The sequence below is a fragment of the Pseudomonas sp. CF161 genome (assembly GCF_000416215.1).
GTDB lineage: Bacteria > Pseudomonadota > Gammaproteobacteria > Pseudomonadales > Pseudomonadaceae > Aquipseudomonas.
Genome location: NZ_ATLP01000052.1, coordinates 128,964 through 153,405, shown reverse-complemented (window position 1 = coordinate 153,405; position 24,442 = coordinate 128,964). Strand labels below are relative to the sequence as shown.

The 24,442-nt window shown below is 63.6% G+C and carries 23 protein-coding genes and 1 pseudogene; 5 read left to right on the top strand and 19 right to left on the bottom strand.

From position 1 onward, the window contains the following. Positions 1-351 (top strand): annotated as a pseudogene (locus CF161_RS33120) (ABC transporter ATP-binding protein); the annotation flags it as partial. Positions 352-368: 17 nt separating this feature from the next. On the opposite strand, the gene CF161_RS09575 reads toward CF161_RS33120, so the two are convergent. The 14 genes from CF161_RS09575 to CF161_RS09510 all read right to left on the bottom strand — a co-directional run bounded on the left by CF161_RS09575 (position 369) and on the right by CF161_RS09510 (position 15,023). Beyond that, the gene (locus tag CF161_RS09575; RefSeq protein ID WP_156882673.1) at positions 369-1,574 is read right to left on the bottom strand and encodes an MFS transporter; all 1,206 of its coding nucleotides are present in this window, start codon (positions 1,572-1,574) and stop codon (positions 369-371) included. Between the two features lie 48 nt (positions 1,575-1,622). After that, positions 1,623-2,174: a glutathione peroxidase gene (locus CF161_RS09570; protein ID WP_020296379.1), complete on the bottom strand. Its 552-nt coding sequence runs from the start codon at positions 2,172-2,174 to the stop codon at positions 1,623-1,625. A gap of 23 nt (positions 2,175-2,197) precedes the next feature. After that, positions 2,198-3,322, bottom strand: a complete 1,125-nt coding sequence (locus CF161_RS09565) for an acyl-CoA dehydrogenase family protein (protein WP_020296378.1) — start codon at positions 3,320-3,322, stop codon at positions 2,198-2,200. Between the two features lie 42 nt (positions 3,323-3,364). Beyond that, positions 3,365-4,165: a crotonase/enoyl-CoA hydratase family protein gene (locus tag CF161_RS09560; RefSeq protein ID WP_020296377.1), complete on the bottom strand. Its 801-nt coding sequence runs from the start codon at positions 4,163-4,165 to the stop codon at positions 3,365-3,367. Next, entirely contained in the window at positions 4,162-5,235 is a 1,074-nt protein-coding gene (locus tag CF161_RS09555; RefSeq protein ID WP_020296376.1) for an acyl-CoA dehydrogenase family protein, read from the bottom strand. Before CF161_RS09555 ends, CF161_RS09560 begins: the two co-directional genes overlap by 4 nt. Further along, the gene (locus CF161_RS09550) at positions 5,235-6,383 is read right to left on the bottom strand and encodes an acyl-CoA dehydrogenase family protein (protein ID WP_020296375.1); all 1,149 of its coding nucleotides are present in this window, start codon (positions 6,381-6,383) and stop codon (positions 5,235-5,237) included. Before CF161_RS09550 ends, CF161_RS09555 begins: the two co-directional genes overlap by 1 nt. Positions 6,384-6,494: 111 nt before the next feature. Continuing rightward, a complete protein-coding gene (locus tag CF161_RS09545) occupies positions 6,495-7,802 on the bottom strand; it encodes an amidohydrolase family protein (protein ID WP_020296374.1) in 1,308 nt (435 codons plus the stop codon). Positions 7,803-7,989: 187 nt separating this feature from the next. Further along, a complete protein-coding gene (locus CF161_RS09540) occupies positions 7,990-9,267 on the bottom strand; it encodes a cytochrome P450 (RefSeq protein ID WP_020296373.1) in 1,278 nt (425 codons plus the stop codon). A 136-nt stretch (positions 9,268-9,403) separates the two neighbouring features. Beyond that, the gene (locus CF161_RS09535; RefSeq protein WP_156882672.1) at positions 9,404-9,907 is read right to left on the bottom strand and encodes a carboxymuconolactone decarboxylase family protein; all 504 of its coding nucleotides are present in this window, start codon (positions 9,905-9,907) and stop codon (positions 9,404-9,406) included. Between the two features lies 1 nt (position 9,908). Continuing rightward, complete coding sequence (locus CF161_RS09530; protein WP_020296371.1) at positions 9,909-11,084, bottom strand: thiolase family protein; 1,176 nt, start codon at positions 11,082-11,084, stop codon at positions 9,909-9,911. After that, positions 11,081-11,983 (bottom strand): 3-hydroxyacyl-CoA dehydrogenase, encoded by a 903-nt coding sequence (locus CF161_RS09525; protein WP_020296370.1) that lies wholly within the window; start codon positions 11,981-11,983, stop codon positions 11,081-11,083. Before CF161_RS09525 ends, CF161_RS09530 begins: the two co-directional genes overlap by 4 nt. Before the next feature lie 14 nt (positions 11,984-11,997). Further along, the gene (locus CF161_RS09520; protein WP_020296369.1) at positions 11,998-12,849 is read right to left on the bottom strand and encodes a fumarylacetoacetate hydrolase family protein; all 852 of its coding nucleotides are present in this window, start codon (positions 12,847-12,849) and stop codon (positions 11,998-12,000) included. Then, entirely contained in the window at positions 12,849-13,913 is a 1,065-nt protein-coding gene (locus CF161_RS09515) for an amidohydrolase family protein (RefSeq protein WP_020296368.1), read from the bottom strand. The genes CF161_RS09520 and CF161_RS09515 overlap by 1 nt, the downstream gene beginning before the upstream one ends. A 369-nt stretch (positions 13,914-14,282) precedes the next feature. Beyond that, a complete protein-coding gene (locus tag CF161_RS09510; RefSeq protein ID WP_043229007.1) occupies positions 14,283-15,023 on the bottom strand; it encodes a TetR/AcrR family transcriptional regulator in 741 nt (246 codons plus the stop codon). 184 nt (positions 15,024-15,207) lie between these two features. Here CF161_RS09510 and CF161_RS09505 point away from each other — a divergent pair, with 184 nt between their 5' ends. Beyond that, a complete protein-coding gene (locus CF161_RS09505; RefSeq protein WP_043229005.1) occupies positions 15,208-16,839 on the top strand; it encodes an ATP-dependent acyl-CoA ligase in 1,632 nt (543 codons plus the stop codon). A gap of 141 nt (positions 16,840-16,980) precedes the next feature. Here CF161_RS09505 and CF161_RS09500 read toward each other — a convergent pair whose 3' ends face one another. Then, entirely contained in the window at positions 16,981-17,781 is an 801-nt protein-coding gene (locus CF161_RS09500) for an SDR family NAD(P)-dependent oxidoreductase (RefSeq protein ID WP_020296365.1), read from the bottom strand. 101 nt (positions 17,782-17,882) lie between these two features. Between CF161_RS09500 and CF161_RS09495 the strand changes: the two genes are divergently transcribed. Continuing rightward, the gene (locus CF161_RS09495) at positions 17,883-18,638 is read left to right on the top strand and encodes a DUF2889 domain-containing protein (protein WP_020296364.1); all 756 of its coding nucleotides are present in this window, start codon (positions 17,883-17,885) and stop codon (positions 18,636-18,638) included. Positions 18,639-18,812: 174 nt separating this feature from the next. On the opposite strand, the gene CF161_RS09490 is transcribed toward CF161_RS09495, so the two are convergent. The 4 genes from CF161_RS09490 to CF161_RS09475 form a co-directional block, all read right to left on the bottom strand. Then, positions 18,813-19,388 (bottom strand): aromatic-ring-hydroxylating dioxygenase subunit beta, encoded by a 576-nt coding sequence (locus CF161_RS09490; RefSeq protein ID WP_020296363.1) that lies wholly within the window; start codon positions 19,386-19,388, stop codon positions 18,813-18,815. Between the two features lie 95 nt (positions 19,389-19,483). Then, a complete protein-coding gene (locus tag CF161_RS09485) occupies positions 19,484-20,884 on the bottom strand; it encodes an aromatic ring-hydroxylating dioxygenase subunit alpha (RefSeq protein WP_043229003.1) in 1,401 nt (466 codons plus the stop codon). A 123-nt stretch (positions 20,885-21,007) separates the two neighbouring features. Beyond that, complete coding sequence (locus tag CF161_RS09480) at positions 21,008-22,009, bottom strand: fumarylacetoacetate hydrolase family protein (RefSeq protein ID WP_020296361.1); 1,002 nt, start codon at positions 22,007-22,009, stop codon at positions 21,008-21,010. Then, positions 22,006-22,707, bottom strand: coding sequence for an SDR family NAD(P)-dependent oxidoreductase (locus CF161_RS09475; protein ID WP_020296360.1), 702 nt, complete (start codon positions 22,705-22,707; stop codon positions 22,006-22,008). Before CF161_RS09475 ends, CF161_RS09480 begins: the two co-directional genes overlap by 4 nt. 139 nt (positions 22,708-22,846) lie before the next feature. Here CF161_RS09475 and CF161_RS09470 point away from each other — a divergent pair, with 139 nt between their 5' ends. Both CF161_RS09470 and CF161_RS09465 read left to right on the top strand, forming a co-directional pair. Further along, complete coding sequence (locus CF161_RS09470; RefSeq protein ID WP_043229000.1) at positions 22,847-23,245, top strand: Zn-ribbon domain-containing OB-fold protein; 399 nt, start codon at positions 22,847-22,849, stop codon at positions 23,243-23,245. Then, positions 23,245-24,435 (top strand): thiolase family protein, encoded by a 1,191-nt coding sequence (locus tag CF161_RS09465; protein WP_020296358.1) that lies wholly within the window; start codon positions 23,245-23,247, stop codon positions 24,433-24,435. The genes CF161_RS09470 and CF161_RS09465 overlap by 1 nt, the downstream gene beginning before the upstream one ends. The last annotated feature ends 7 nt before the right edge of the window (positions 24,436-24,442 follow it).

Genomic DNA, 24,442 nt, shown 5'->3' with positions numbered 1-24,442 from the left:
GGCGGCGAGCGGGCCCGAGCCGGGATCGGCTGGGCGCTGGCCGCCGACTCGCCGCTGTTGCTGGCCGACGAACCCACTGCCGCCCTGGACATCGCCCACCAGCTGAGCCTGATGAACTACCTGCGCAGCCGCCTGGAGCATTGCGCGCAACTGCTGGTGCTGCATGACTTGGGGCTGGCGATGCGCTTCGCCGACCGCATCGCGGTTCTGGCCGAAGGCCGCCTGCTGGGCACCGGCAGCCCCCAGGCCGTCAGGCAGGCCGGTTGGCTGGAACAGGCATTCGGCCTGGGGTTCGCCTGGCATGACAGCCCCCATGGCCTGTATCCGATTCCCCTGGGCGCCGCGCCGTAGTCGGCACCCAGGCGCAATCAGGGGTGCTGCCGCGGCTGATACCGACACAAGCCGAGCACGGCGATAAAACCACCGCTGGACATCAGGGCGGCGCAGAGAAATATCGCGGAGTAGCCAAATCCGGTGGCCACCCACCCCATCAACGGGCCGGCCACCCCGACTGCCAGGTCGAAGAATAACGAAAGCGCACTGAGGGCCGAATTGCGATTGGCCGCCGGGGTCCGGGCCAATGTCTCGACCCCCAGGCCTGGGTAGACCCACGACACGCCAATCCCGGTCAGCGCACCGCCGGCAATCGCCAGCCCGGGAGACGGCGCCAGCCATATCAGCAGCATGCCCAGGGTCTGCACCAGCAGGCAGCCGCCCACCACCTTGTAGCCCCTGAAGCGCTGCAGGATGCCCGGAGTCAGCAAGCGGGCCAGGATAAAGCCCGCACCGAAACTGCTTAAGCAATAGGCGGCATGCCCCCAGCCGCGACTGTCGAAATACAGCACGACAAAGGCCGTCAATCCACCAAAACCCAGGGAGCTGCACACCAGCACCAGGCCATTGGGCATGACGCTGAACAGCACCCGATAAAACGCCAGGCGCACGCCAGCCACCCGCGGCGCCGGACGCTTGCCCAGGGCCAGCAGCAGGAACACCAGCCCCAGCAGCACCGTGCACAGCCCGACACTGGCCAACCCGAACAGATTGCGCAGCAACACGCCCAGGGGCGCGCCGACCGCCGTGCCGCCATAGGCCGCGATGCCGTTCCAGGACAGCACCTGGGCGGCGCGCGGGGCGCCGCACAGGCCAATGGCCCAGGTGGTGCACGGGGTCGAGACCATGGCGGTGGAGGCTCCCAGCAGCACCCGCCCGGCCAGCAGCAGCTGGACGAACAACCAGGAATGGTCATGCAGAACGATCGCCAGCGCCGTCAGGCTGCCGCTCACCATCAAGCCGCAGAAGCCGCACGCCACCGAGAACCTGGCCCCCATTCGGTCCGCCACACCACCGGCCAGCGGCCTCGCCAGCAGCGTGCCCAGGTACTGCACGCTGATCACCAGCCCGGCAAACACCGAGCCCAGGCCCAGGTCGTTGAGGATGTAGCCAGGCAGGACCGCCAGGGGCAAGCCGGCGCAGACATAGGAAATAAAGTTGAAGCCGACAATCGACAGGACCAGGCCGTGCCCGGTCCCCGCCTTGACCCCGGCCGCCATGGGGGTTGCGCCCTGACTCATGTCGCGCCGTGCCTCATGCGCCCTGCTCCGCCGATCAGCGCCCGGGCCTCAGGCCTCTTTGGCCAGCTGGGTTTCAATGGCCTCGAGCAACCGAGGGTCATCCGCCGCGACATCCGGGGCGAAACGCGCCACGACCCGGCCCTGGCGGTCGATCAGGAACTTCTCGAAGTTCCACAGCACGTCCGTGGTGTTGTCGGACTCGATGCCATAGCCCTTGAGCCGCTCGCGGAACGGGCCGTCGCCGATGGCCGCCGGTTGCGCGGCGGTCAGTCCGGCGTAGAGCGGATGACGGTCCGCGCCCAGCACCGAGAGCTTGGAAAACAGCGGGAAGTGCACGTCGTAGTTCAGGGAGCAGAACTCGACGATTTCAGCGTCGCTGCCCGGCTCCTGCTCCTTGAAGTTGTTGGCGGGAAAGCCCAGCACTTCCAGGCCCTGGGCCCGTTTAGCCTGGTAAAGCTGCTCCAGGCCCGCATATTGCGGGGTCAGGCCGCATTTGGATGCCACATTGACCACCAGCAGGACCTTGCCCCGGTACTGGCCAAGGTTGCTCGGGCTGCCATCGATCTGCTTCAACGGGATGTCGTAAAGGGAATCAGTCATCTGTGTGCCTCTTGCTGGGATCGTCAAAGGGTACGGCCAATGATTTCTTTCATGATTTCCGAGGTGCCGCCATAGATCCGCGCAACCCGCGCATCGACCCAGGCCCGGCTGATCTTGTACTCGCTCATGAACCCGTAACCGCCGTGCAGTTGCAGGAATTCGTCGAGCAGCTTGCCCTGCATTTCCGAACCGAGCAATTTGGCCATGGCCGCCACGTCCGGCGCCAGCTCGCCGCGCATGACCTTGGCCAGGCAGTCGTCGACAAACACCCGCAGCATGGTGAACTGCGCCTTGGCTTCGGCCAGCTTGAAACGGGTGTTCTGGAAATCCAGTACCGGCTTGCCGAATACCTTGCGCTCGCGGGTGTAGTCGATGGTTTCGGCCAGCAGCGTCTCGATCGACTGCGCGGCGCGAATGGCGATGATCAGCCGCTCCCAGGCCAGTTGGTGGGTCAGGTACTTGAAGCCCTGCCCCTCTTCGCCCAGGCGGTTGCCGGCAGGCACCCGCACCTCATCGAAAAACAGCTCGGCAGTGTCCTGCCCCTTGAGACCGATCTTGTCCAGCAGCCGGCCCTTGGAGAAACCCTGGCGGTCTTCTTCGATGCAGATCAGGGTCAGTTCCTTGGCGCTCAGGTCGAGCTTGGTCGCCGTCACCATCAGCCCGGCATTGCCGCCGTTGGTGATGAACGTCTTCTGCCCGGAGACGAGGTAGTCCTCACCGTCGCGGCGCGCCAGGGTGCGCATCGAGCGCAGGTCGCTGCCAATGCCGGGTTCGCTCATGGCGATCACGCCGATCAGCTCGCCGCTGACCATGCGCGGCAGCCAGCGCTGCTTCTGCTCCTCGCTGCCATAGGCAACGATATAGGGTGCGACGATCTCGGAATGGGTGGTGAAGCCGACGGCCGTGGCATTGGCCCGGGCCAGCTCTTCAATCATCACCGCCGAGTGGCCGAAGTCACCGCCGGGGCCGCCGTACTCTTCCGGCACGGTGGAACACAGCAAGCCGGTCTCCCCGGCCTTCAGCCAGACTTCCTTGGGCACGATGCCGTTCTTTTCCCACTCGTGCAGGTAGGGCACGATCTCGCGGTCGACAAAACGGCGCGCCTGATCGCGGAACATAGTGTGGTCTTCGCGGAAAACGCCACGCATCTTCAGTACTCCAGAATGTGACTCGGTAATGGCGCTGCCGCCTTAACGATCGAGGTAGTCGGGGCTGCGTTTCTCGACAAAGGCCGACACCGCCTCGTGATGGTCCTGGGTGTGATGGGCCAGGGACTGATAGGCCGCCGACAACTCCAGCAAGGAGTCCAGGCGCATATGCTGGCCCTCGCGCAGCAGGCGCTTGCACAGCCGCAGCGAATGCCCGGGATTGCTGGCAATGCGCACCGCCAGCGAGCGCGCCTCGGCCATCAGCGTCTGGTGCGTGCACACCTGCTCCACCAGCCCCCATTCCAGGGCCTTGACCGCATTGATGGTGTCGCCGGTGAACGACATCAGGCTGGCCTTGGGGATACCGATGATGCGCGGCAACAACCACGCCCCGCCGTCGCCGGGCACGATGCCCAGGCGCACGAAGCTTTCGGCGAACACCGCGGTGGTGGACGCCAGGCGGATGTCGCACATGCAGGCCAGGTCCAGCCCGGCGCCGATCGCCGGGCCGTTGACCGCCGCAATCACCGGGATGTCCAGCTCGTAGATCGCCAGGGGAATGCGCTGGATGCCGTCGCGATAGGTGTTGCGCAGCTCGTAGGGCGAGCCGGCAAAGATCCCGCCGCGCTCGTGCATGTCCTTGACGTTGCCGCCGGCGCAGAACGCGCTGCCATTGCCGGTCAGCACCATGACCCGCACCGACTGGTCGCGGCGCAGCTCGGCGCAGAGGTCGACAAACTCCTGGATCTGTTCGGGCGTGGTCAGGGCGTTGCGAGTGTCGGGGTGGTTCATGCGCACGGTGACGATACCGCCCTCGCGCTCGATCTGAAGAAACGCGCTCATGCCGGATTACTCGCAAGGCTGGTGAGAGGGTGCTGGCCATGGCCGGTCAGCAGCGGCCAGTAGCCATCGCCGCCGCCCTGGCATACCTGGGTCCCCAGGCGCTGGCTCCAGACACTGGCGGAACCGAACTCGCTGCGCCAGGCCCATAAGCGGCGGGTCAGCAGGTGCAGTGGATACTCTTCGGTGAAACCAATGGCGCCGTGTACCGAATGGGCAATACCGGCGCCCACTCCAGCGGCTTCGCCAGTGCTGATTTTCGCCACGGCAATGGTCAGCGAAGCCAGCCCGTCGACGGATTCGGCAAACGCCGCCTCGGCCGCGATCCCGGCGGCGGCCGCCTGCTCGGCAAACACCGCCAGTTGCTGCTGAATGGCCTGGAACGAACCGATGGCCTTGCCGAACTGCTGGCGTTCACGAGCGTAGCCGGCGGTCATGTCCAGCAGCGCATGCAGGGCGCCGGCGATCTGCGCCGAACGCAGCATCGCCCCCGCCAGGTGCAGGACCTGGGCGTCGAGCCCGGCCGGCAACGGTGCCTGCGCCAATACCGGGGCACTGGTGAAACCCAGGTCATCCCGAGGTTCGCCAGCCACATTGAGGCTGAGCGTCAGCTCACTGGCGCAGTCACGTTGCAGCAACACCAGGTTCGGCGTGCCCGCCGGCGTATGGGCGATGGCGACCAGGGCATCGACGTGACGCCCCCAAGGCACGGCATAGGCTGAGCCATAGACCCGTCCGTCGTCCAGCACCAGGTCGGCGCTGGCGGCGATGCTCAAGGCCCCTGCCCGCCCTTCCAGGCCGGCCCGGCTCAACAGCCAGTTGGCCAGCAGCGCCTCCCCCAGCGGGGCCGGCACCGCATGGCGGCCCGCAGCGCGCACCATGACGTACATGTCCGCCCAACTGGCCTCGGCCCCGCCCTGCGCCTCGCTGACCCCGGCCAGGGTAAAGCCCGACTCGTCCAGGGCCGCCCATAGTCGGGTCGGCCATTCACCGCCTTCACAATCCATTACCTGCGCCGGTGTCGCCAGGTCGGCAAACAGGCGTTCAATCGTCGCTTCAAATAGTTCGCGCATTATCGCAACCCCAAGCCACGGGCAATGATGCCGCGCAGAATTTCCCGAGTGCCGCCGCGCAATGAAAACGACGGCGCCATTTGCATCAGATAGGCCAGGACCCGGGCGTGCTCGTTGCCCCCGTCCTGCCGGGGTTCGGCTTCCAGCAGCAACTGGGCCACCTCGGGGATTTCCTGCTCGAAGGCATTGCCCAGGTCCTTGACGCAGGATGCCGCCCAGGCCGGGTGTTCGCCGGCCGCCAGTTGCGCGGTGACCGACAACGACATGTTGCGCAAGGTCAGCAACTTGGCCGAGAGACGGCCGATCTCCCGCGCCTGCAAGGCATCGGGGGTCTTGCCCAGCGCATCGATCAAGGTCTTCAGCAAGGCCATGCAACTGAGGAAGCGCTCGGGCCCGCTGCGCTCGAATGCCAGCTCGGCGGTCACCTGGTCCCAGCCCTGGCCCTGCGTGCCGATCAAGGCATCGGCGGGCAGGCGCACATTGTCGAAGAACACTTCGTTGAAGTGCTCGCCGCCGGCCAGGTCGCGGATTGGGCGAATGGTGATGCCGGGCAGACTCAGGTCGACGATGAATTGCGACATGCCGTCGTGGCGCGCAGCGGTTTTTTCGCCGGTGCGCACCAGGGCGATCATATATTGCGAATGGTGCGCGTTGGTGGTCCAGACCTTCTGCCCGTTGAGCCGCCAGCTGTCGCCTTCACGCACTGCGTTGCTCTTGATCGACGCCAGGTCGGAGCCGGAATTGGGCTCGCTCATGCCAATGCAGAAGTAGCTTTCGCCGCGGCAGATAGCGGGCAGGTACTGCTGCTTTTGCGCCTCGGTGCCGAAACGGTTGATCAACGGCCCGCTCTGGCGGTCGGCAATCCAGTGGGCCGAGACCGGCGCGCCGGCCGCCAACAACTCTTCAATGATCACGTAGCGGGCAAAGGGGCCGGCCGCCGCACCGCCATAGGCCTCGGGCAACGCCATGCCGACCCAGCCCCGGGCCCCGAGTTTTTGACTGAACCGGGCGTCAAAGCCCATCCACGATTCGGCGCGCAAGGTTGCCGGGTAATCGGCCAGGGTGTCCTGGATGAACGCCCGCACCTCTGCCCGCAACGCCTGGGCCTGAGGCGGAATACTGCTGTAGGAAAATTGACTGATGGCCATATGCGCTCTCTAACGCTGAACACAGGCGCAATCGCCTCGAACGAAGCGACCACAGAATGGCAACCGCCCCCGCACCCGCCGTTGGCCGACGACTGCGGGAACAGTGGCAAGTTACAACGCGGTTTGCGCGTCGGCCTCGGCGAACATCGCATTGATGTCGCCGGAGGTAACGGGCTTGCTGTCATGGCGACCGTGGTCGGCGCCACCCAGGCCCAGGGCCGGCTCGGTGCTGACGTGGGTCGCCTGGGCGCGCAATGCGGCCACTGTGCAGTTTTCCCGACCGTGGATGGAGAACGGGTCAAAGGAGAACTCACGCATCGCATTCAAGTGGGTGACCTTGTCGATCATCTCTTTCGGCAGGTGCTGCAGCCCTTCCCAGGCGGTTTCCGGCGAGTGCGGCCAGGTGCAGTCCGAGTGCGGGTAATCGCTTTCCCAGGTGACCATGTCGGTGTTCAAGTACTTCAGGTTCTGCAGACCGAAGTTGTCTTCGATAAAGCAGGTGACGAAATGCTTGTTGAAGATATCGCTGGGCATCTTCCCGTCGAAGTTGGAATTGGTCCAGGCGTTGTGGTGGCGGTGAGTGAAGTCCGCACGTTCCAGCAGGTACGGGATCCAGCCAATGCCGCCTTCGGACAGGGCCATGCGCAGGTCGGGGAATTTCTTCCACATCGGCGCCCAGATCCAGTCCGCCGCGGAGTTGGCGATGGAGATCGGCATCGAAGTGATCCAGGCGTCGATCGGCGACATATCGGACGCGTGGTTGGCTTTGACACCGGTGCCGATATGGCAGCAGATCACCACCTTGTTGTCGCTGCAGGCCTTCCACAGCGGGTCCCAGTAGTCACTGTGGATCGACGGATAGCCGTGAATCGCCGGGTTGTCCGACAGCGACAGCGCATGCACGCCCTGCCTGGCCAGGCGCTCCACTTCGGCCGCAGCGGCCTTCATGTCCCACCACGGCACGATCATCAGCGGAATGAAACGACCCGGCGCCGCGTTGCACCAGTCATGCAGGTGCCAATCGTTATAGGCCTGGATCGCCGCCATCGAGACATCACGGTCGGCATGGACCTGGAAGCGCTGACCGGCGAAGCCCGGGAAGGTGGGGAAGCACAATGAACCGAGCACGCCATTGGCGTTCATGTCGTCGACTCGGTCCTTGATACTCCAGGTGCCACGACGCATCTGATCGTAGCCCAGCGGCTCCATGCCGTACTCCTCCTTCGGGCGGCCGACCACGGAGTTCAGGCCCATGTAACCGGTGGCCTGCTCTTCGAACACCCATACATCGCGGTCGCCTTTCTTGACCACATGAGGCTCGCGCCCCTTGAAGCGCGCCGGCATGTGGCGAGCAAAGGCATTAGGCGGCTCGATCGCGTGGTCATCGACGCTGACGAGAATCAGATCTTCAACTTTCATTGTTTTCCCCTTCGCATTCGGGCTTGTTGTTGTTCCTGGATCATAGTGCACATCCCCCACTAATTAAACACTTTTTTTGATTGTGTTCATATTAAATCGGAAGTGCAGCACGCGGACGTGCAGGGGCCGGGCCGCGCACGGGCTCGCGCACGCCGCAGCCGAACCAGGTGGCAGTAGAGCGCGGGGCTCAGTCCCAGAGCACGTGCAGGTAATGCGGGCCACGCAGCTGTGCGCCGACGATCTGCGGTCCGGGCTTGCTCGGGTCGAGACGGATATTGGGCATCAGGTCGAGAATCGCATTCAGCGCGCAGTTGATCTCGGTCTTGGCCACAAACTGGCCAATGCACATGTGCGGCCCGAAGCCGAAACCGAACGAGGGCTTGGCCTTTCGATCGATGTCGAAGGTGTCGGCATTCTCGAACGCCTCCTCATCGCGATTGGCCGATGTGACGATGCACTGCACCATCGCCCCCTTGGGAATCGGCACGCCGCGAATCTCCAGGTCTTTGGCGGCCTGGCGCACCTTGAAGGTGGCCACCGGCTCGAAGCGCACGGCCTCATCGATCGCCTTGCCCACCAGGCTGCGGTCGTTGCGCACCCGCTCCAGCACCTGCGGGTTCTGCAACAGCAGCGACACCAGGGTGCCGAAGGTGCGGGTCGTGGTTTCACTGGCGGCCGGCAACAGGGAGCGAACAAAGGTGGCGATCTCATGGTCGTCCAGGGAACGCCCCTGATACTCGGCGCCAATCAGTCGGCTGATCAGGTCGTCGCCGCTGGCACCGGCCGCCCGGCGCTCTGCCACCACGTCCTTGACCACGTCATACAAGGCTTGGGCGGCGTGCATTGCCGCGCCACGGGCGGCGGCGGCCTTTTCCGGGTCGACCTGGGGCCCGGCCAGGATTGCCAGGGCCCAGGCGGCGTACTGTTCGATCTGCTCGGGGCGGTCTTCGGGAAAACCGATCAGCGAGTAAATGACCCGGATCGGAAAATACAGCGCGAAATCCATCAGGTCCGCGCCCTTGCTGGCCAACATCGGCTTCAGGTATTCCTCGCGGATCACCCGGTCGATCTTGGTTTCTTTCCAGCGGTTGACCGTCTCCGGCATGAATATCGGTTGCAGCAGGTTGCGGATGTTCTTGTGAGCGTCACCGTCCATCGCGGTCAGGATCAGGCCATCGAAAAACGACCCCAGGCCCTCGGCGATAAAGCCGCTGGTGAAGGTGCCGGCATCACGCATCACGGCCATGACGTCATCGTATTTGAACAGGGTGAAGGTCGGTCGGTTCGCATCCAGACCGGCAATCGACGGCACACCCAGGCGGGCCATGAAGTTGTCTTGCAGTACCGGGGAATGGGCGCGCATCTCGCGGTAGGTTGCGTGCAGGTCGATATCGCTGGTGCCGCGATAATTGCTGGCTACGTCGGTAAATACCTTGGCCAGGTCGCTCTGTGCCGGTGTGGACATGATCGTCTCCGTGATTATTGTCATTATTTTTTTATTCGACCTACAGAAACCCGGAGGTTTCCGGCTAATAGTAGGCTTACCGCCATATAACTGAACACTTTTTAATAAAACGATTAGCTATAGAGCTTGATCAGCCTCAGTAAGCCTGCTGCACCAGGGTCATGCGCCCGCCCGCCAGCATCAGCGCGCAGTACAGCCCGAGCTCCACCACCTGCCCGGTGGAAAAAAACTCCCCGAGACGGACGAAGTGTTCATCGCCAATGGCCAGGTAATCGCCGGCAAACAGCTCGGCATAAGTGAGCGCCGCGCGCTCGGCCGCCGTGAAGTGCTCGCTGTCCGTGGCCAGGCAGGCAAGGTCCTGCTCGGTGACCCGGTCGGACTTGCGCGCCACCTGACAGGCCTGGCAAGTGGTGATGCTGGCGATTTTCAGGCGCACCAGTTCCCGCAGACGCTCATCCAGCAGGCTGTCGTTGTGCAACACATCCATCAGTCCGAGCCAGGCCAGCGCAGCCCGGGGCCGATGGGCCCAGACCTGCACCGGCGTGGTGGAACTGAGCATGCGGCTGCGACGGCCCTGCTCGACCGCGTCCTGCAACGCGGGCGTCAGGGCTTGCAGGGCAATCAGTGGCAAGCGCGCCACTTCAATCGAGCCGTTCGATGATGGTTGCCGTGCCCATGCCGCCGGCACAGCAAATGGCTTGCAAGCCATAACGCGCACCGCGCCGCTCAAGCTCATTGAGCAGACTGGTCATCAGCCGGGCGCCACTGGCGCCCAAGGGATGCCCCAGGGCAATCGCACCGCCATTGACGTTGAGCTTGTCGTGGGGCACGCCTGTCTCCTGCATCCAGGCCAGCGGTACGCAGGCGAACGCCTCATTGATCTCAAACAGGTCGATGTCATTCAGGCTCAACCCCGCCTTGGCCAGGACCTTGCGCGTGGCCGCCATGGGCCCGGTAAGCATCAGCGTCGGGTCGGAGCCCACGGTGGTAAAGGCCACGATCCGCGCCCGCGCCTTGCAGCCGAGCCGTTTCGCGGTGTCGGCGCTCATCAGCAGCAGCGCCGCTGCCCCATCGGAGATCTGTGACGAGTTACCTGCGGTAATGCGCCCGTTATCCGGACGGAAGCTGGTCTTGAGTGTCGACAGTTTTGCCCGCGAGGTATCGCGGCGAATGGTTTCATCGCCGCGCAGCACCACGCCGAGTTCAGTCAGGTTTGTTTCCCGCAGCGCCTCCACCGCCACCGGCTCGATTTCATTATCGAAATAACCCGCATCGGCTGCTGCTGCCGCGCGCTGGTGACTGGCGAAGGCGAAGTCGTCCAGGGCATCGCGGCTCAGGGACCAACGATCGACAATGCGCTCGGCTGCCTCGCCCTGGCTGGTCAATTCATAGCGCTGCGCGGCCATCCAGCCGAACGCCTCGCCATGAATCTCGCGATTGCTGCCCATGGGCACCCGGCTCATGCTCTCCGCGCCACCGGCCACCACCACATCGGCGGCGCCGGCGGCAATCGCGCCGACCGCCAGGTGCACCGCGACCTCGCCCGAACCGCACTTGCGGTCGATGGTCAGCCCGGGAATGGTCACCGGCCAGCCGGCACCGAGCAATGCGGTGCGGGCGATGTTGGCCGACTGCTCGCCGATCTGCGTGACACAGCCGAAGATCACGTCCTCGACCAGGGCCGGCGATACATCCACCCGCTCCAACAGGCGATTGATCACCAGCGCCCCGAGGTGATCGGCACGCACCCCGGACAGGCTGCCACGGAACTTGCCGATGGGCGTGCGCAAGGCATCAACAATGACGATGTCTTTCATAGCGCACTCGCCTTGAGCCCGGAGCCCGGAACCTGCCTGCCCTCTTCATAGCGGTACACACCGTGCCCGGTCTTGCGCCCGAGGCGCCCGGCCGCAACCATCTTGATGATCAGCGGGCAGGGGCGAAACTTCTCGCCCAGGGTCTGGTGCAGGTAGCGCAACACCGAAAGACGCGTGTCCCAGCCGGTCAGGTCGCCCAGTTCCAGCGGCCCCATCGGGTGGTTGAAGCCCAGGCGCAGAGCGGTGTCGATGTCTTCGGCGGTAGCGGTGCCTTCCTGCAGCATCCACATCGCTTCATTGCCCAGCAGCGCAGACATGCGGCTGGTAGTCAGCCCGGGCGACTCATTGACGATGATCGAAGTCTTGCCGATCTGCTCGCACAGGGTGCGGGTCAGTGCCACCACCTCGTCGCTGGTGGCCAGGCCTCGGACCAGCTCCACCAGTTTCATCTTGTGCACCGGGTTGAAGAAGTGCATCCCGATCACCCGGTCCGCCGCGTCGACCGCCGCGGCAATCTCGGTCACGCTGAGGGCCGAAGTGTTGGTGGCGATAATCGCCCCCGGCGCCAGCAGTGGCGCAGCCTGGCTGATCACCGCCTTCTTTACCGCCAGTTGTTCGGAAACGGTTTCCACCAGCCAGTGGGCACCGCTGGCGGCTTCGCTCAAGTCACCACAGGTCAACAGGTTGCCGAGGGAATCCTGGGCCTGCTCTTCACTGACCTTGCCCAGGCGCAAGCCGTCGGCCAGGATTTTTTCGATACTGGCCCGGGCCTGGGTCAATGAGGCGGCATTGGTGTCGACCAGCAACGTACTGAACCCGGAGCTGGCGAACGCATGGGCAATACCGGTTCCCATCAAACCGGCACCGACGACCACTACTTTTTGTTTATTGGCGTTCATGTTTGGCTCTCGATTTAGACGCAGTTCTTTTTACCGACCACATTGCGCAGCGTGCCGATGCCCTCGACGCTGGCTTCGACCACATCGCCCTCCTTGAGGAACAGCCCGGTGCCCATGCCGACACCCGAGGGAGAGCCGGTGAACAGCACATCGCCCGCAGCAAAACTGGAGCGCTGCTGCACGAAGCGGATCAACTGGCCAACGTCCCAGGTCATTTCTGCGGTGGAACCGTCCTGGCGCACTTCGCCATTCACCTTCAAGGTCAGGCGCAGCGTCGGCGAGCCCTCGGCAAACTCATCCTTGGTCACGATCCAGGGTCCGAGGCCAGTGGTCCGGTCCTGGCTCTTGGCCGCGAACAAATCCATGCCGATACCCGACGCCCCGCTGCGCTGCAGGTCGCGGGCGCTGACGTCGTTACCCACGGTGTAGCCGAGCACACAGGCCAGGGGGTTCTCCAGGTCGATCTCGTCGCTGCCAATCACCGCCACCAGCTCGACTTCGTGATCCAGCTCCTGGGTCAGCGGCGGAAAGCGGATCGGGTCGTTGGCACCAATCAGCGCGCCATACGCCTTGAGGAAGGCCACCGGCTGGGCCGGCGCACTCAAGCCAAACTCCACCAGGTGCTTGGCATAGTTGGCACCGGCCACCACCACCCGGTTGACCGGCTCGATCGGCGGCAGCAGGCGCACCTTCGACAACGGCAGCGATGGCCCGGCAATCCGCACCGAGCTGATGCCGCGCCCGGCAGCCACGGCGGGCGCCCAATCCTTGAACTCGCCGGAGATGGGCGTCACCTGATCTTGCGCGACATCCACCACGGCCCAGAACACACCCGTCGCAAAATACTCACAACGCGCCAGTTTCATCAGGCACCTACCTTGCCCAGCTTGGCGGGATCCAGGTGCAGCAGGCGGCAGGCGTTTTCATAACGGATCTTGCGCAGGTCGGAGTCAGACAGCTTCAGGCCATCGGTCAGGTCGTGGCGCACCGCATCGCTGCCGCCGAAGTTGCTGCCGTACAGCACGTGGTCGGCACCAATGATGTCGACCAGGGCCTGGCGCATCGGCACTTCGTGCAGCTCGACGTCGAAATAGAAGTTCTTCATGTATTCGAGTAGCGGCTTCTTGTTGTATTTGACGTCCAGGTTTTCGTTGGTCTTGGCCAGGCGACCCAGTTGATAAGGCACGTAGCCGCCACCGTGGGTGATGTACACCTTGAGGTCGGGGAAACGGTCCAGCACGCCGCCACAGATCAGGTTCCAGAAGCAGCGGCTTTCGTCGTACTGCATGCCGACGATGGCGGTGGTTTCGTAGCGGTCGCTGTTGGCGTTCTTGCCCCAGGTCACCGACTGGTTATACCCATGGATAAACATCGGCAGGTCGAGATCGCAAAGGGTTTTCCAGACGATGTCGAGTTCCGGCGAGTCAAACTCCAGGCCACCAAAATTGGCGCCCCCGGCCACCAGGCCCTTGGCCCCCAGTTCGGTGCAGGCGTAGCGCAGTTCGGCGGCCGCAGCCTGCGGCACATTCAATGGGCAATGGGCCCAGAACATCAGGCGGTCCGGGGCGGCGGAGCAGTACTCGGCCAGGGTGCGGTTGACGGTGCGGGCGAACGGCACCGCGAACTCGGCTTCAGTCCAGTACATGTAGCAGTGGGAAGGAACCGACACTACTTGCAGGTTCTGCCCTGCCTTATCCATGCCCGCCAAGCGCACTTTCGGGTCAGCCCAGCGCGCGAAATATTCCTCGAGCTTGGGTCCGTTTCCGGAACGCACGGCCGCCTTGCGCTCAGGTGATCCGAGACCCAGGATCCAGTCGCCCACGCGCAGCTTGATATCACCGTCGGCGTGCTGCTCGAAGAAAGGCCCCCAATGCGGGTGCTGGTCGTAGTAGCCCGGATGGGGAGCGTGAGCATGGAGATCGATAAGCATGTGCAGGTACCTCGAAGTTGGCACTTTTTGTTGGTGGTTAGCGCGGTTCCTTCACGGGCAGGGGGTCAATCCAGACCGTGAAGGGAAAGCCGAACGGCTCGCTGCTAAGCCCAGAGCTTAAGTTTAATCTGATCAGAAATCAAAAATCTGTTCATATTATTTTCTATCAACAGCAAAAGGCCCGGACCAGAGCCATCAGCACCTGTCGAAAAAGCCATTGGACGTCACAAAAGCGGTGCCGGATCGGGAAAATCGCTCAGCGTGCGGGCACTGAAAACGCCCAGCCGAAAACACAGCCCCCCCGGTTTCCGGGGGGGCTGTGAGGGAAGAAGAGGAATTACAACGAGGGGGATGTTGCGCAGGCGACGATCAGCGGCGGGTGCGTGAAGTGGAGCCCATGATCAAGGCACCCAGCAGCTTCTTGACCCGTACCGGGAACAATCGGCGACCCGCTGCTTCCGGCACCAGGATTTCACTCAATACGTAGCGAATGATCATTTCGCAGATCAGTTCGCGATCGAGGCGCACCCCGAGGCGCTCGTCCCAATCGTCGAACACAATGCACAGGCCGTCCTGAAAACGCACGATCGAATCGTGGAAGATCCGCCGGAAAAAGCCCAGGGCGTAATCCGGCGCGACCACCAGCAGGCGCCGCGCACGGCTTTGTTCAAGGTAGTTGTCGAGGTAGGCGAACAGCGCATTGAGGCGCGCCTCGGGATCACTGATGGGGCCCAGTTCCTGGGACAGCGAACTGTGGAAACTTTCACGCTTATGCCGCGAAAAGGTATCCAACAGGTCCTCCTGGGAGGAGAAGTAGCGGTAGAAGGTCCCCCGGGACACCCCCGCCACCTGGCACACGTCCAGAATCGAAATGCGGTCTGCGCCGGACATCAGCACCACTTCTTCCGTGGCCTTGAGGATATTGGCGATGGTTTCTTCGGAGCGCCGGTTCGGCTTGACCTTGACGCCTGCCACGGCCTTGGCGCCGACGCGCCGTTCAACCGGTTTGACCGCATTAAGGGCAGCGTCAGGGGCTGCGACTTTTTTTGCCTTGCTCGCCTTGGGCGTCGAAGTAGGCATTTCCGCTTTCGAGGATGCAGGTTTTGGCATGGATGGGCAGGCTCATGGAGAGTAAAGATGGGCCCAACATTAGCACAGGATCTGTGCATAAATATCACTATATGTTCAACTTATTGCTAAAGACATTTTATGAGTTTGTATTTAGAATCCAATTCTCTCTTTAAAATAAAATCAGGCAACCCAACAACCGTGGGTGCCTAAACGGAGAAAATTCATGGGTAGTACTGGAAATCCTGAGACCTGGGCAGTGGGAGAACGAGACACTGTCATCGAAGCGTTAGATCGTGCGGTAGCAAGGCATCCAGACAAAATCCTGCTGGATTTCAGCGGTGAGTTATACACATATTCAGAGGTTGACTTACTTTCAACCAAGATGGCCAATGCCCTGGCCACTCTGGGCGTCAAGTCCGGTGAAACCGTGCTGACGATGCTCGACAACAACATCGACGCGGTCACCACCTGGCTGGCCATCAACAAGCTCTGCGCCGTGAGCGTGCCGATCAACACCGCACTCAAGGGCGAGTTCCTGCGGCATCAGATCGCCGATACCGGCACCTCGCTGGTAATTTGCGAAGCGGCCTACCTGGCACGGGTGAGACCGCTGGCGGAACAGCTGCATGACGTCCGGCACATTCTGCACCGCGGCACACTCGACAGCGTTGCCGAGTGCCGGATTCGCATCGCGCCTCTGGATCAGTTCCGCGGCCATGACGCCACGCCCCTGGCCACCAAGCCACAGCCATCCGACCTGGCCTGCCTGATCTACACCTCCGGCACCACCGGCCCGTCCAAGGGCTGCATGATCAGCTACAACTTCATGTGCAACCTGGCACGCCTGCAATTGCGCGCCGGGCCGGCCAGCGCCGACGACATCACCATCACCCCGCTGCCGCTGTTCCATATGAATGCGCTGTGCGTGTCGATCATCGCCAGCATCCTGGTGGGCGCACGGGCCGCCATCCTGCCGCGCTTCTCGGTGTCGAACTTCTGGCAGGAAGTGGAACGCTCGGGCGCCACCATCGCCTCGATCCTGGGCGGCATGGGCGGGCTGCTGGCCCACGCCCCGGACAACCCGGCGATGTTGCGCTGCGTCGGCCAGATCCACACCGCACGCGGCAACCCCTATACCGAAGAAACCAAAAAAATCTGGCGCGAGCGCTTCGGCACCCCGCTGGTGGGCGGTAATGGCTATGGCCTGACCGAAGCCTGCGTGATCACCTCGCTGGCTGCCGGTGAATACGCTGCCCCCGGTTCGTCCGGCAAACGCATCCCGGACTTCGACGTACGCATCGTCGATGACCTCGACCAGGAGCTGCCCGCCAACTGCGCCGGGGAAATCGTGGTGCGTCCGCTGCGCCCGGACATCATGTTCCAGGGTTACTGGCGCCGCCCGGAAGACACCCAGAAGCTGATGCGCAACATGTGGTTCCACAGTGGTGACATCGGCAAGTTCGACGACGACGGCTTCTTCTATTTCGTCGACCGCAAGAAGGACTACCTGCGGCGCCGTGGCGAGAATATTTCCAGCTTCGAGATGGAAGCCGCCTTCGCCGTTCACCCGGCCCTGGCGGAAGTGGCGGTACACGCCGTGCCCTCGGACAAGGGTGAAGACGATGTGAAAGTCACGGCGGTGCTGCATGAGGGCGCCACGCTGCAACCGGAGGAGCTGTTCCAGTGGGCCACCGATTCGGTGCCCTACTACGCCTTGCCGCGCTATATCGAGTTTCGTCACAGCCTGCCGAAAAACCCCCAGGGCCGGGTGTTGAAGTACCTGCTGCGGGACGAAGGCAAGACCGCGTCCACCTGGGACCTGGAAACCACCTCGATCGTGGTCTCCAAGAGCTGACCTCACGCCCTGCCTGCCGGGCCGCCCCCCACGGCCCGGCAGGCGCGAAGCCATGCAAAACGCCATTGACGCTGCCGGCCAATGGCGTTTTTTTGCGTGCCCGGTATCAGGCGTGGCTGGCGCTCGTTTTAACGGGCGCGGTCAGTACTCCCGAAACCCAATGTCCTTGGGCCGGGAGTTGTACCCGGGCAGGTGCAGGCCGCCGTCGACATGGATGGTTTCGCCGGTGATAAAACGCGACATCTCCGATGCGAGGAACACCACCGCCGGGCCGATATCGGCTTCGGGTTCACCACACCGACCCAGGGGCCGCATGGACGCCGACATCTCGGCAAACCCGGGGTTCTGCGCCGCCAGTTTATGGAAGGTGGCCCCCATCGCCGTGGGGGCGATGGCGTTGACCCGAACATTGAAGCGCCCCCACTCGGAAGCGGCGCTGCGGGTCAAGCCGACAATCGCCGATTTCGCCGTGTTGTAGTCGCCGTGCAGCCAGGCACCGATCTCGACGTCGATGGAATAGAAGTTGACGATCTTGCCGCCGCCCCGCGCCTTCATATGGGGCAACGCGGCTTTCATTGCCCACCAGGCCGCCCAGACGGTGGAGTTGAGGGTCTGTTCGAGCATGGCATCGGTCTTGTCTTCCAGAAGCACATTGGGGGTGGGGGCGAAGGCGTTGTTGATCAGGATATCCAGGCCACCGAACTCATCCACCGCCAGCTGCACAGCCGCCTCGATATCCACCTTGCTGCAGACATCGGTCTTGATAAAGACCGCCTTGGCGCCCAATGCCTTGAGCTCGGCGACCACGGCTTCCCCGCTGGCGACATCCAGCTCGGCAACCACCACGGCGGCCCCTTCCCTGGCGAAGTTCAGGGCGATGCCGCGACCAATGCCGCCACCCGCACCAGTGATCAGCGCAACCTGTTCTGTTAGCAGTGCCATAGCCACTCCATTTCTTGTTTTTTAGTGAACATAATTGGTTATAGTGTTCAAATATAACTGATTTCGTCAGCCCGAACAGCAGTGAAACAAGGATATTGAGGATGACTGTATTTCGCCGCCGCGTAGAGATCATTGCCCATTGCGCCCATGGCATGGGAGAAGTTCGCGCCGCCCTGGAAGATGACTTCCATCACTTCCGGGTATGGGCCCGGCATCGTGCGGGCGAAGTCACGGCCATTGGCGGCGAAGCCCTGCGCTACCCCTACTCGCTGTGCCCGCAGGCCGGCAATCAACTCCAGCACTTGCTGGGCATGCCGCTGGATCGCGTCGCGCACTCCGTCACCCGCCAGACCGACGCCAGCCATCAATGCACGCACCTGCTGGACCTCGCCGGGCTGGCCCTTGCCGGTGCCGCCCGGGACACCCGCCAGCGCTGCTATGAGATCGAGGTGGGGCGTCGCATCAACCATCGCACCCGGGCCATTCTGCTGCGTGACCAGCGTGAAACCCTGGCCTGGGAGGTCAACGGCACACTGATCGAAGGGCCGCCGCCCTACACCGGCGTCGACCTGCGCCACGGCATGGCCCGCTGGGCACTGGGCAACCTCGATGATGAGGCCGCCGAAGCCGCCTTGCTGCTGCGCCGCTGCACCATGATTTCCCTGGGCCGCGCCTTCAACCTCGACGCCCAGGTTCATGCCAGTAGCACTGGCCATTGCTACAGCCAGCAACCCGAGCGCGCCGAGCAGGCACTGCGCATGCAGGGCTCGACCCTGGACTTCAGCGACACCGGCCATCAGCTGTGCGCCCAGGACCAGGCCTGGCTGCACGCACACAGCCGCGACCCGATGGCCTGAGCCCGGCGCCTCCGCAACTCCGGGTGCTGCAGCCGCACGGATTCCAGCAGCAGCGGCCGTAGCCCGAACCGGCTACGCAAAACACCCGCGGCAAAGCCCCGCACCGGATGGCACGGGCCTTTGCCGCGGGTGTTCAAGGGCGCCTGCTCAGCGCCCTGAACAGCACGCCATGCCCTAGAGGAACACCGCCAGGTTTGGCGTGCCCAGCACGGCCTGGTCGAGAATGACCTCGCGCCGGGCCAGCTTGAACCCGGCATCGCCCAGGCGCAGCACATCGCGCCGTTCGCCACTGATGATATCGACGTGATGGTCCTTGAACCGGCTGCGGGTCAGCAGCAGGTAGCTGGTCACCACAAACTCGTCGGCCTTAGCGGTTTCCTCGACAAACACGTTGGTCACCAGGCGCCGGGTCCGCGAAGGCGGGTCTTCAGCCCAGGCGCTTTTGCCGGACAGGCGCAAAATGCGGCCCATGATCGAGCGGTAGTCGTCGTGGTAATGCTGGACGCTGCGCACGATGGTGGTTTTCAACTCGGCCGCCAGGCGGGTCTGGCGCAGCGGTACGGTGTACACCAGGTCGGTGTCCAGGCGCTCGGCCCATTCCTGAAGGCGGATCTGGTCGAGCAGCGTGGCCTCCTCGTAGAGAAAGGTCAGCACATCGTTGTAAATCGGCGAACCCACCGGCACCCGCTGGGTACCGACCGGAGAACCCGGCTGGATATCTTCCACGCCGCGTTGTTGAACCTGAGCCATGAGTCACTCCCTATCTTTTTATTCTTGTCGCGGTTAATGCCACTCCCCGGGATGGCGGCCTGCAGCGGCCGCTATCGCGCCGGGCCGGAGGACGCTTATTCCTCGTCCGACGCCGTCATCAGCTCGTGCCAATACAGCCACCAGTGCCACTGGGTGTCGTCCTTGGTGAAACCTTCGTTGACGATGCCCGGCCCAGGCCAGCCTTCCGGCGCGCCGGTCTCGAAACAGGCCTGGTATTTGAGCGTACTCTTGCGGCCCATGGCGCCCTTGGCGGCCAAGGTCATGTGCGGCCAGGTGTCGGAATCGTCCTGCTCGACCATGCCCGAGGTGCCGAACAGCTGGATGGTCTGCTTCAGCATCTTGTCCCGCAGCTCCGGCGAGGCGTCCTTCTCGGCAAATACCCAGTTGACGAACTCCAGCTTGTCCGGCCCCTGCGGCACATAGGCGTGCAGGGTCATGGAACCGACCACACTGCCATCTGGCTGCGGAATGTAGACAAAACCGAAGAGAATGTTCGGGAACATCCCACCCACCTGTGGCGGCATGCTGGTCAGAACCTTCAGTTGGTCTTCACTCAGGTTGCGCGCCAACTGCTCGACCATGTCGGCGGTCATCCCGGCCGGGGGCAAGGCCTCGAGCTTCTGCTGCACGGAAAGCTCGGCCGGATCGAGGCCGGTCAGGCGCTTGATCTTGCGTGCCAGGTCGATGCAGCGCAGGGCGTGGCCGTGAGGGGAGCTGATTTCGACGCCGATCATTTCCGGGCTGAGGTCGGCGGTTTCGCCCTCGCCTTTCTTCGCGTAGTTACCCACCTCCCCCAGCCAGCGATGCAGGGTCAGGGTATGGAAACCGTCGGCCGCCGATTGTTCGCCGGCGGTTTTCCAGTTGGCGTTGACGATAAAGCGCTGCGGCGGGCCGAGCACTTCCATACCCTTGTCGGAGCGGCAAAACAGCATGTCGTAATACCATTTGGCGTCGCCGAGGAACTCGTCGAACGACGGCCCATCGACGTTCCAGGTGGCGAACACCAGCCCGCCATACAAGGTGACCCGGGCTTTTTTCAGGCCCAGTTCTTCCTTGGGCAGCATCTTGCCGTGCATGCACTCGCGCTCGACCGGCGAGCCGACAAAATCACCGTTCGGACGGAAGGCCCAGCCGTGATAGATGCACTTGTGGATCTGGGTGTTGCCGCAGTCGGCGGTGCTGATGCGCATGCCGCGGTGCGGGCAGACATTGAGGGAAACGAACACCTCGCCCTGTTTGCCACGGGCAACGATGACCGAATCGGAACCCAGGTCGCGGACCATGAAGTCCCCGGAATTGGGGATTTCCGATTCGTGACCCAGAAGCACCCAGATCTTGCCGAAGATCTTTTCCATCTCCAGGTCGTAGATTTCGCGGTCGGACAACACGCGCATCTGTACTTCGCGGCTAGAGGGATAGATGAGGTCCGAGACCTTGGTTCCATCAGACAACACGGGGCTTGTTCTTGTTAGCATGTTTGCCTCCTACTCTGGGCGTCACGGCGATAAGTCGCAACGAAATATAAGACACTTTATCTATTTGTGTACATAGAATTCACCTGCAATTTGTAAGTGAACTCTTCCCGACCTCCGCCGCCACTAATTCCCGGTCGGCGCCTTGTTGCCGACCTGGGTGCGCAGCACGCCAAGGCCGTCAATTTCCAGCTCGACCACGTCCCCGGGTTGCAGATAGCGCAACTGCTCCAGGCCGCAGCCGTTGCCCACCGTGCCGGAGCCGAGGAACTCGCCGGGGTACAGGGTTTCCGAACGCGACACATGGGCAATCACGTCTTCGAAGCGCCAGCGCATGTCCCGGGTATTGCCACGCCCCCACTCCTCGCCGTTGACCCGGGCGACCATGTTCAGGTCGTAGGGGTCGCCCAGCTCATCGGCGGTCACCAGGCACGGACCCATGATGTTGGCGGTGTCGAAGTCCTTGCTCTTGGCCGGGCCGAGCATCCCGGGCATCTCCAGGGCCTGGGCGTCGCGCGCGCTCATGTCGTTGAAGATGGTGTACCCGACAATGTGCGCCCGGGCCGCATCGCGGCTGATGTCCTTGCCGCGCTTGCCGATGTAGCAACCGAACTCCAGCTCGAAGTCCATCGCCCGGCTGAAGCTCGGCCACTGGAATTCATCATCGATGCCGATCACCGCAAAGCGGTTGCCCTTGTAGTAGATGGGCTGCTTGTTGAAGGTCTCGATCACCCGGTCATCGGCACGGGTGTTCATGGCTCTCAGGGTGGCTTCCGGGTCCTCGGTGCGCAGCGCCCGGGCGCGCCGGGCAGCGGCGAAAGCCTGGCGCAGGTGCAGCTCGAAACAGGAGCAGTCGCGCATCTGCGGCGGCGGCTGGATCGGCGCCCGCAACTTGACCGTGGCGCGCTCCACCAGGGCAGCCACCGGCGCCCGGGCCACCAGGGTGCGAGCCAGTTCCAGCGCTGGCTCACCGGCCTCGACCAGGGCCAGGATGCTGCTCAAGGCCTGGCTGTCACGGCCTTCGCGCACGCGGTAGGCACTCTGCAGGTCGAGCACTTGCAGGTCCTGGTCCAGCAGCGCACCGGCGCGCTCGACGCCTTCGACGTCGGTATAGGTCACCAGTCTCATACGCGGCCACTCACAGGCAGCAGGGCACCGGTGACCGCTGCCGCTTCATCGGACAACAGAAACGCCACCACCGCCGCCAGCGCATCCGGGGTCACCCAGCGGCTGCTGTCGGCGTCGGGCATGTCGGCGCGGTTGGCCGGGGTATCGATGATGCTGGGCAATACCGCGTTGACCGTGACGCCACGGTCTTTCAGCTCCTCGGCCAGGGCCTCGGTCAAGCGCGCGACCCCGGCCTTGGAGGCCGCGTAGGCGCCCATGCCGGTCGCGGCCTTGATCGACGCCAGTGCCCCGACGTTGACGATACGCCCGGCGCCCGATGCCAGCAGATGGGCCAGCGCCGCCTGGGAGCTGACCACGGCGGTCCGCACGTTCATCTGGTACAGGCGATCCCAGGTGTCCAGATGGCCACCTTCGATGGTTTCCCAGGCGAAACCGCCGGCGACATTGACCAGCCCATCGATACCGCCCCATTGCGCCGCGATCTGCTGCAACCCAGCGTTGGCCGATTCGCTCGAGGTCAGGTCGACGCCGCCCAGGCACAGCAGGTTCCGGGTATCGGCCAGGGCCGCCGGGACCTCGCTGCGATCCACCAGGGCCACTTGCGCGCCACGCGCCAGCAGAAATTTGCCCAGGGCGCAGCCAAGGGCGCCAAAGCCGCCGGTGACCACCACTCTCTTGTCCAGTAATGACAGGGCCATTGCGAAATCCTCTTGTTGTTGTTTTACGGCGCGAACGGTCGATTCGTGCCTTTTCCGGAGCGAATATATGACACTTTTAGAAAATATGTACAAATGATACCGTGTGACTCCACGTCAAACATTTACCTGCGGACCGCCGATGCCTAGAAAACTTCCCGCACTCAACGCCGACAACCGTGCCTTCTGGCAAGGCGGCGCACAGGGCAAATTGTTGATCCAGCGCTGCGCGGCCTGCAGCCGCTTCTTCCACCCGCCCGCCCCGCTCTGCCCGCATTGCGCCAGCTTCGAGGTTGCCCCCGAGGCGGTGTCCGGCAAGGGTCGGGTGCTGAGCTACACCATCAATTACCAACCCTGGACGCCGGAGCTTGAGGTGCCCTATGTGGTGGCGATCATCGAGCTGGTCGAGCAGCCCGGCTTGCAGTTCGTCAGCAACGTGGTGGGCCTGCCGGTGACCCAGGTGCAGATCGGGATGCCGGTCCGGGTCAGCTTCCTCAACGTCGAGGATGTCTGGCTGCCATTGTTCGAGAGGGATCTGTGATGTTCGATCATCGTTACGAGAAAGACGTCGCCATCACCGGCATCGGCCAATCGGAAGTCGGCCGCCCGTCCTCCCTTTCCGCCATGCGCCTGACCCTCGACGCCTGCCTTGAAGCCATTGCCGACGCCGGCCTGCAGCGCAGCGATATCGACGGCGTGGCCTGCTGGCCGGGCGACAATAACAACGGCGACGCGTTTTCACCGGTCGGCCCCAGCGCCCTGAAAAGCGCCCTGGGACTCAACGTCAACTGGTTTGGCGGCGGCTATGAAGGCCCGGGGCCGCTGGCCGGGGTGATCAACGGCGCGATGGCGATTGCCGCCGGCCTGTGCAAGCACGTGCTGGTGTTTCGCACCATCACCGAGGCCTCGGCCCGTACCCTCGACAAGCAGGCGGGCGCCCTGAGCAACAAGACCCGGGGGCGCGACAGCAGCTACGCCTGGCAGTGGTTTACCCCGTTCAACGTGCTCTCGGGCATCAACCTGATGGCGCTGTATGCCCAGCGCCACTTCCACGAGTACGGCACCCGCCCCGAGCAGTTGGCGCAAATCGCCCTTACCTGCCGGCAGAACGCCATGCGCAACCCCAAGGCGCTGTACCGCACGCCCATGAGCATGGACGACTACATGGCATCGCGGATGATCTCCTCGCCACTGCGCATGTTCGACTGCGACGTGCATTGCGACGCCTCCACCGCGATCGTTCTGTCACGGCGCGATATCGCCCAGGACCTGCCGCACCGCCCAATCCGGATCGAAGCCATGGGCGCGGCCCTGAACCAGCCCTGGTCATGGGATCAGATTTCCCTCACCCGCATGGCCGCCTTCGATGTCGGCCAGATGATGTGGGCACGCACCGACTATCGCCCGCAGGACATCGGTTCGGCGCAGTTGTATGACGGCTTTTCAATCCTGACCATGATCTGGCTCGAAGCCCTGGGGCTGTGCCCCACCGGGGGCAGCGGCGCGTTTGTCGAGGGCGGCGCACGCATCGCCCTGGACGGCAGCCTGCCGATCAACACCAATGGCGGGCAATTGTCCGGTGGGCGCACCCATGGCCTGGGCTATGTGCATGAAGCCTGCCTGCAACTCTGGGGACGTGCGCAAGGCCGACAGACCCGCGACCACAGTGTCAGCACGGTGGCGGCGGGTGGCGGGCCGCTGGGTGGCAGCCTGCTGCTGGTGCGCGAGTAACCTCGCG

What these genes read in the sequence shown, in the direction of transcription:
- CF161_RS09575 (WP_156882673.1), bottom strand. Translation starts at nt 1,574, where the DNA reads ATGAGTCAGGGCGCAACCCCCATGGCGGCCGGGGTCAAGGCGGGGACC.
- CF161_RS09570 (WP_020296379.1), bottom strand. Translation starts at nt 2,174, where the DNA reads ATGACTGATTCCCTTTACGACATCCCGTTGAAGCAGATCGATGGCAGC.
- CF161_RS09565 (WP_020296378.1), bottom strand. Translation starts at nt 3,322, where the DNA reads ATGCGTGGCGTTTTCCGCGAAGACCACACTATGTTCCGCGATCAGGCG.
- CF161_RS09560 (WP_020296377.1), bottom strand. Translation starts at nt 4,165, where the DNA reads ATGAGCGCGTTTCTTCAGATCGAGCGCGAGGGCGGTATCGTCACCGTG.
- CF161_RS09555 (WP_020296376.1), bottom strand. Translation starts at nt 5,235, where the DNA reads ATGCGCGAACTATTTGAAGCGACGATTGAACGCCTGTTTGCCGACCTG.
- CF161_RS09550 (WP_020296375.1), bottom strand. Translation starts at nt 6,383, where the DNA reads ATGGCCATCAGTCAATTTTCCTACAGCAGTATTCCGCCTCAGGCCCAG.
- CF161_RS09545 (WP_020296374.1), bottom strand. Translation starts at nt 7,802, where the DNA reads ATGAAAGTTGAAGATCTGATTCTCGTCAGCGTCGATGACCACGCGATC.
- CF161_RS09540 (WP_020296373.1), bottom strand. Translation starts at nt 9,267, where the DNA reads ATGTCCACACCGGCACAGAGCGACCTGGCCAAGGTATTTACCGACGTA.
- CF161_RS09530 (WP_020296371.1), bottom strand. Translation starts at nt 11,084, where the DNA reads ATGAAAGACATCGTCATTGTTGATGCCTTGCGCACGCCCATCGGCAAG.
- CF161_RS09525 (WP_020296370.1), bottom strand. Translation starts at nt 11,983, where the DNA reads ATGAACGCCAATAAACAAAAAGTAGTGGTCGTCGGTGCCGGTTTGATG.
- CF161_RS09520 (WP_020296369.1), bottom strand. Translation starts at nt 12,849, where the DNA reads ATGAAACTGGCGCGTTGTGAGTATTTTGCGACGGGTGTGTTCTGGGCC.
- CF161_RS09515 (WP_020296368.1), bottom strand. Translation starts at nt 13,913, where the DNA reads ATGCTTATCGATCTCCATGCTCACGCTCCCCATCCGGGCTACTACGAC.
- CF161_RS09510 (WP_043229007.1), bottom strand. Translation starts at nt 15,023, where the DNA reads ATGCCAAAACCTGCATCCTCGAAAGCGGAAATGCCTACTTCGACGCCC.
- CF161_RS09505 (WP_043229005.1), top strand. Translation starts at nt 15,208, where the DNA reads ATGGGTAGTACTGGAAATCCTGAGACCTGGGCAGTGGGAGAACGAGAC.
- CF161_RS09500 (WP_020296365.1), bottom strand. Translation starts at nt 17,781, where the DNA reads ATGGCACTGCTAACAGAACAGGTTGCGCTGATCACTGGTGCGGGTGGC.
- CF161_RS09495 (WP_020296364.1), top strand. Translation starts at nt 17,883, where the DNA reads ATGACTGTATTTCGCCGCCGCGTAGAGATCATTGCCCATTGCGCCCAT.
- CF161_RS09490 (WP_020296363.1), bottom strand. Translation starts at nt 19,388, where the DNA reads ATGGCTCAGGTTCAACAACGCGGCGTGGAAGATATCCAGCCGGGTTCT.
- CF161_RS09485 (WP_043229003.1), bottom strand. Translation starts at nt 20,884, where the DNA reads ATGCTAACAAGAACAAGCCCCGTGTTGTCTGATGGAACCAAGGTCTCG.
- CF161_RS09480 (WP_020296361.1), bottom strand. Translation starts at nt 22,009, where the DNA reads ATGAGACTGGTGACCTATACCGACGTCGAAGGCGTCGAGCGCGCCGGT.
- CF161_RS09475 (WP_020296360.1), bottom strand. Translation starts at nt 22,707, where the DNA reads ATGGCCCTGTCATTACTGGACAAGAGAGTGGTGGTCACCGGCGGCTTT.
- CF161_RS09470 (WP_043229000.1), top strand. Translation starts at nt 22,847, where the DNA reads ATGCCTAGAAAACTTCCCGCACTCAACGCCGACAACCGTGCCTTCTGG.
- CF161_RS09465 (WP_020296358.1), top strand. Translation starts at nt 23,245, where the DNA reads ATGTTCGATCATCGTTACGAGAAAGACGTCGCCATCACCGGCATCGGC.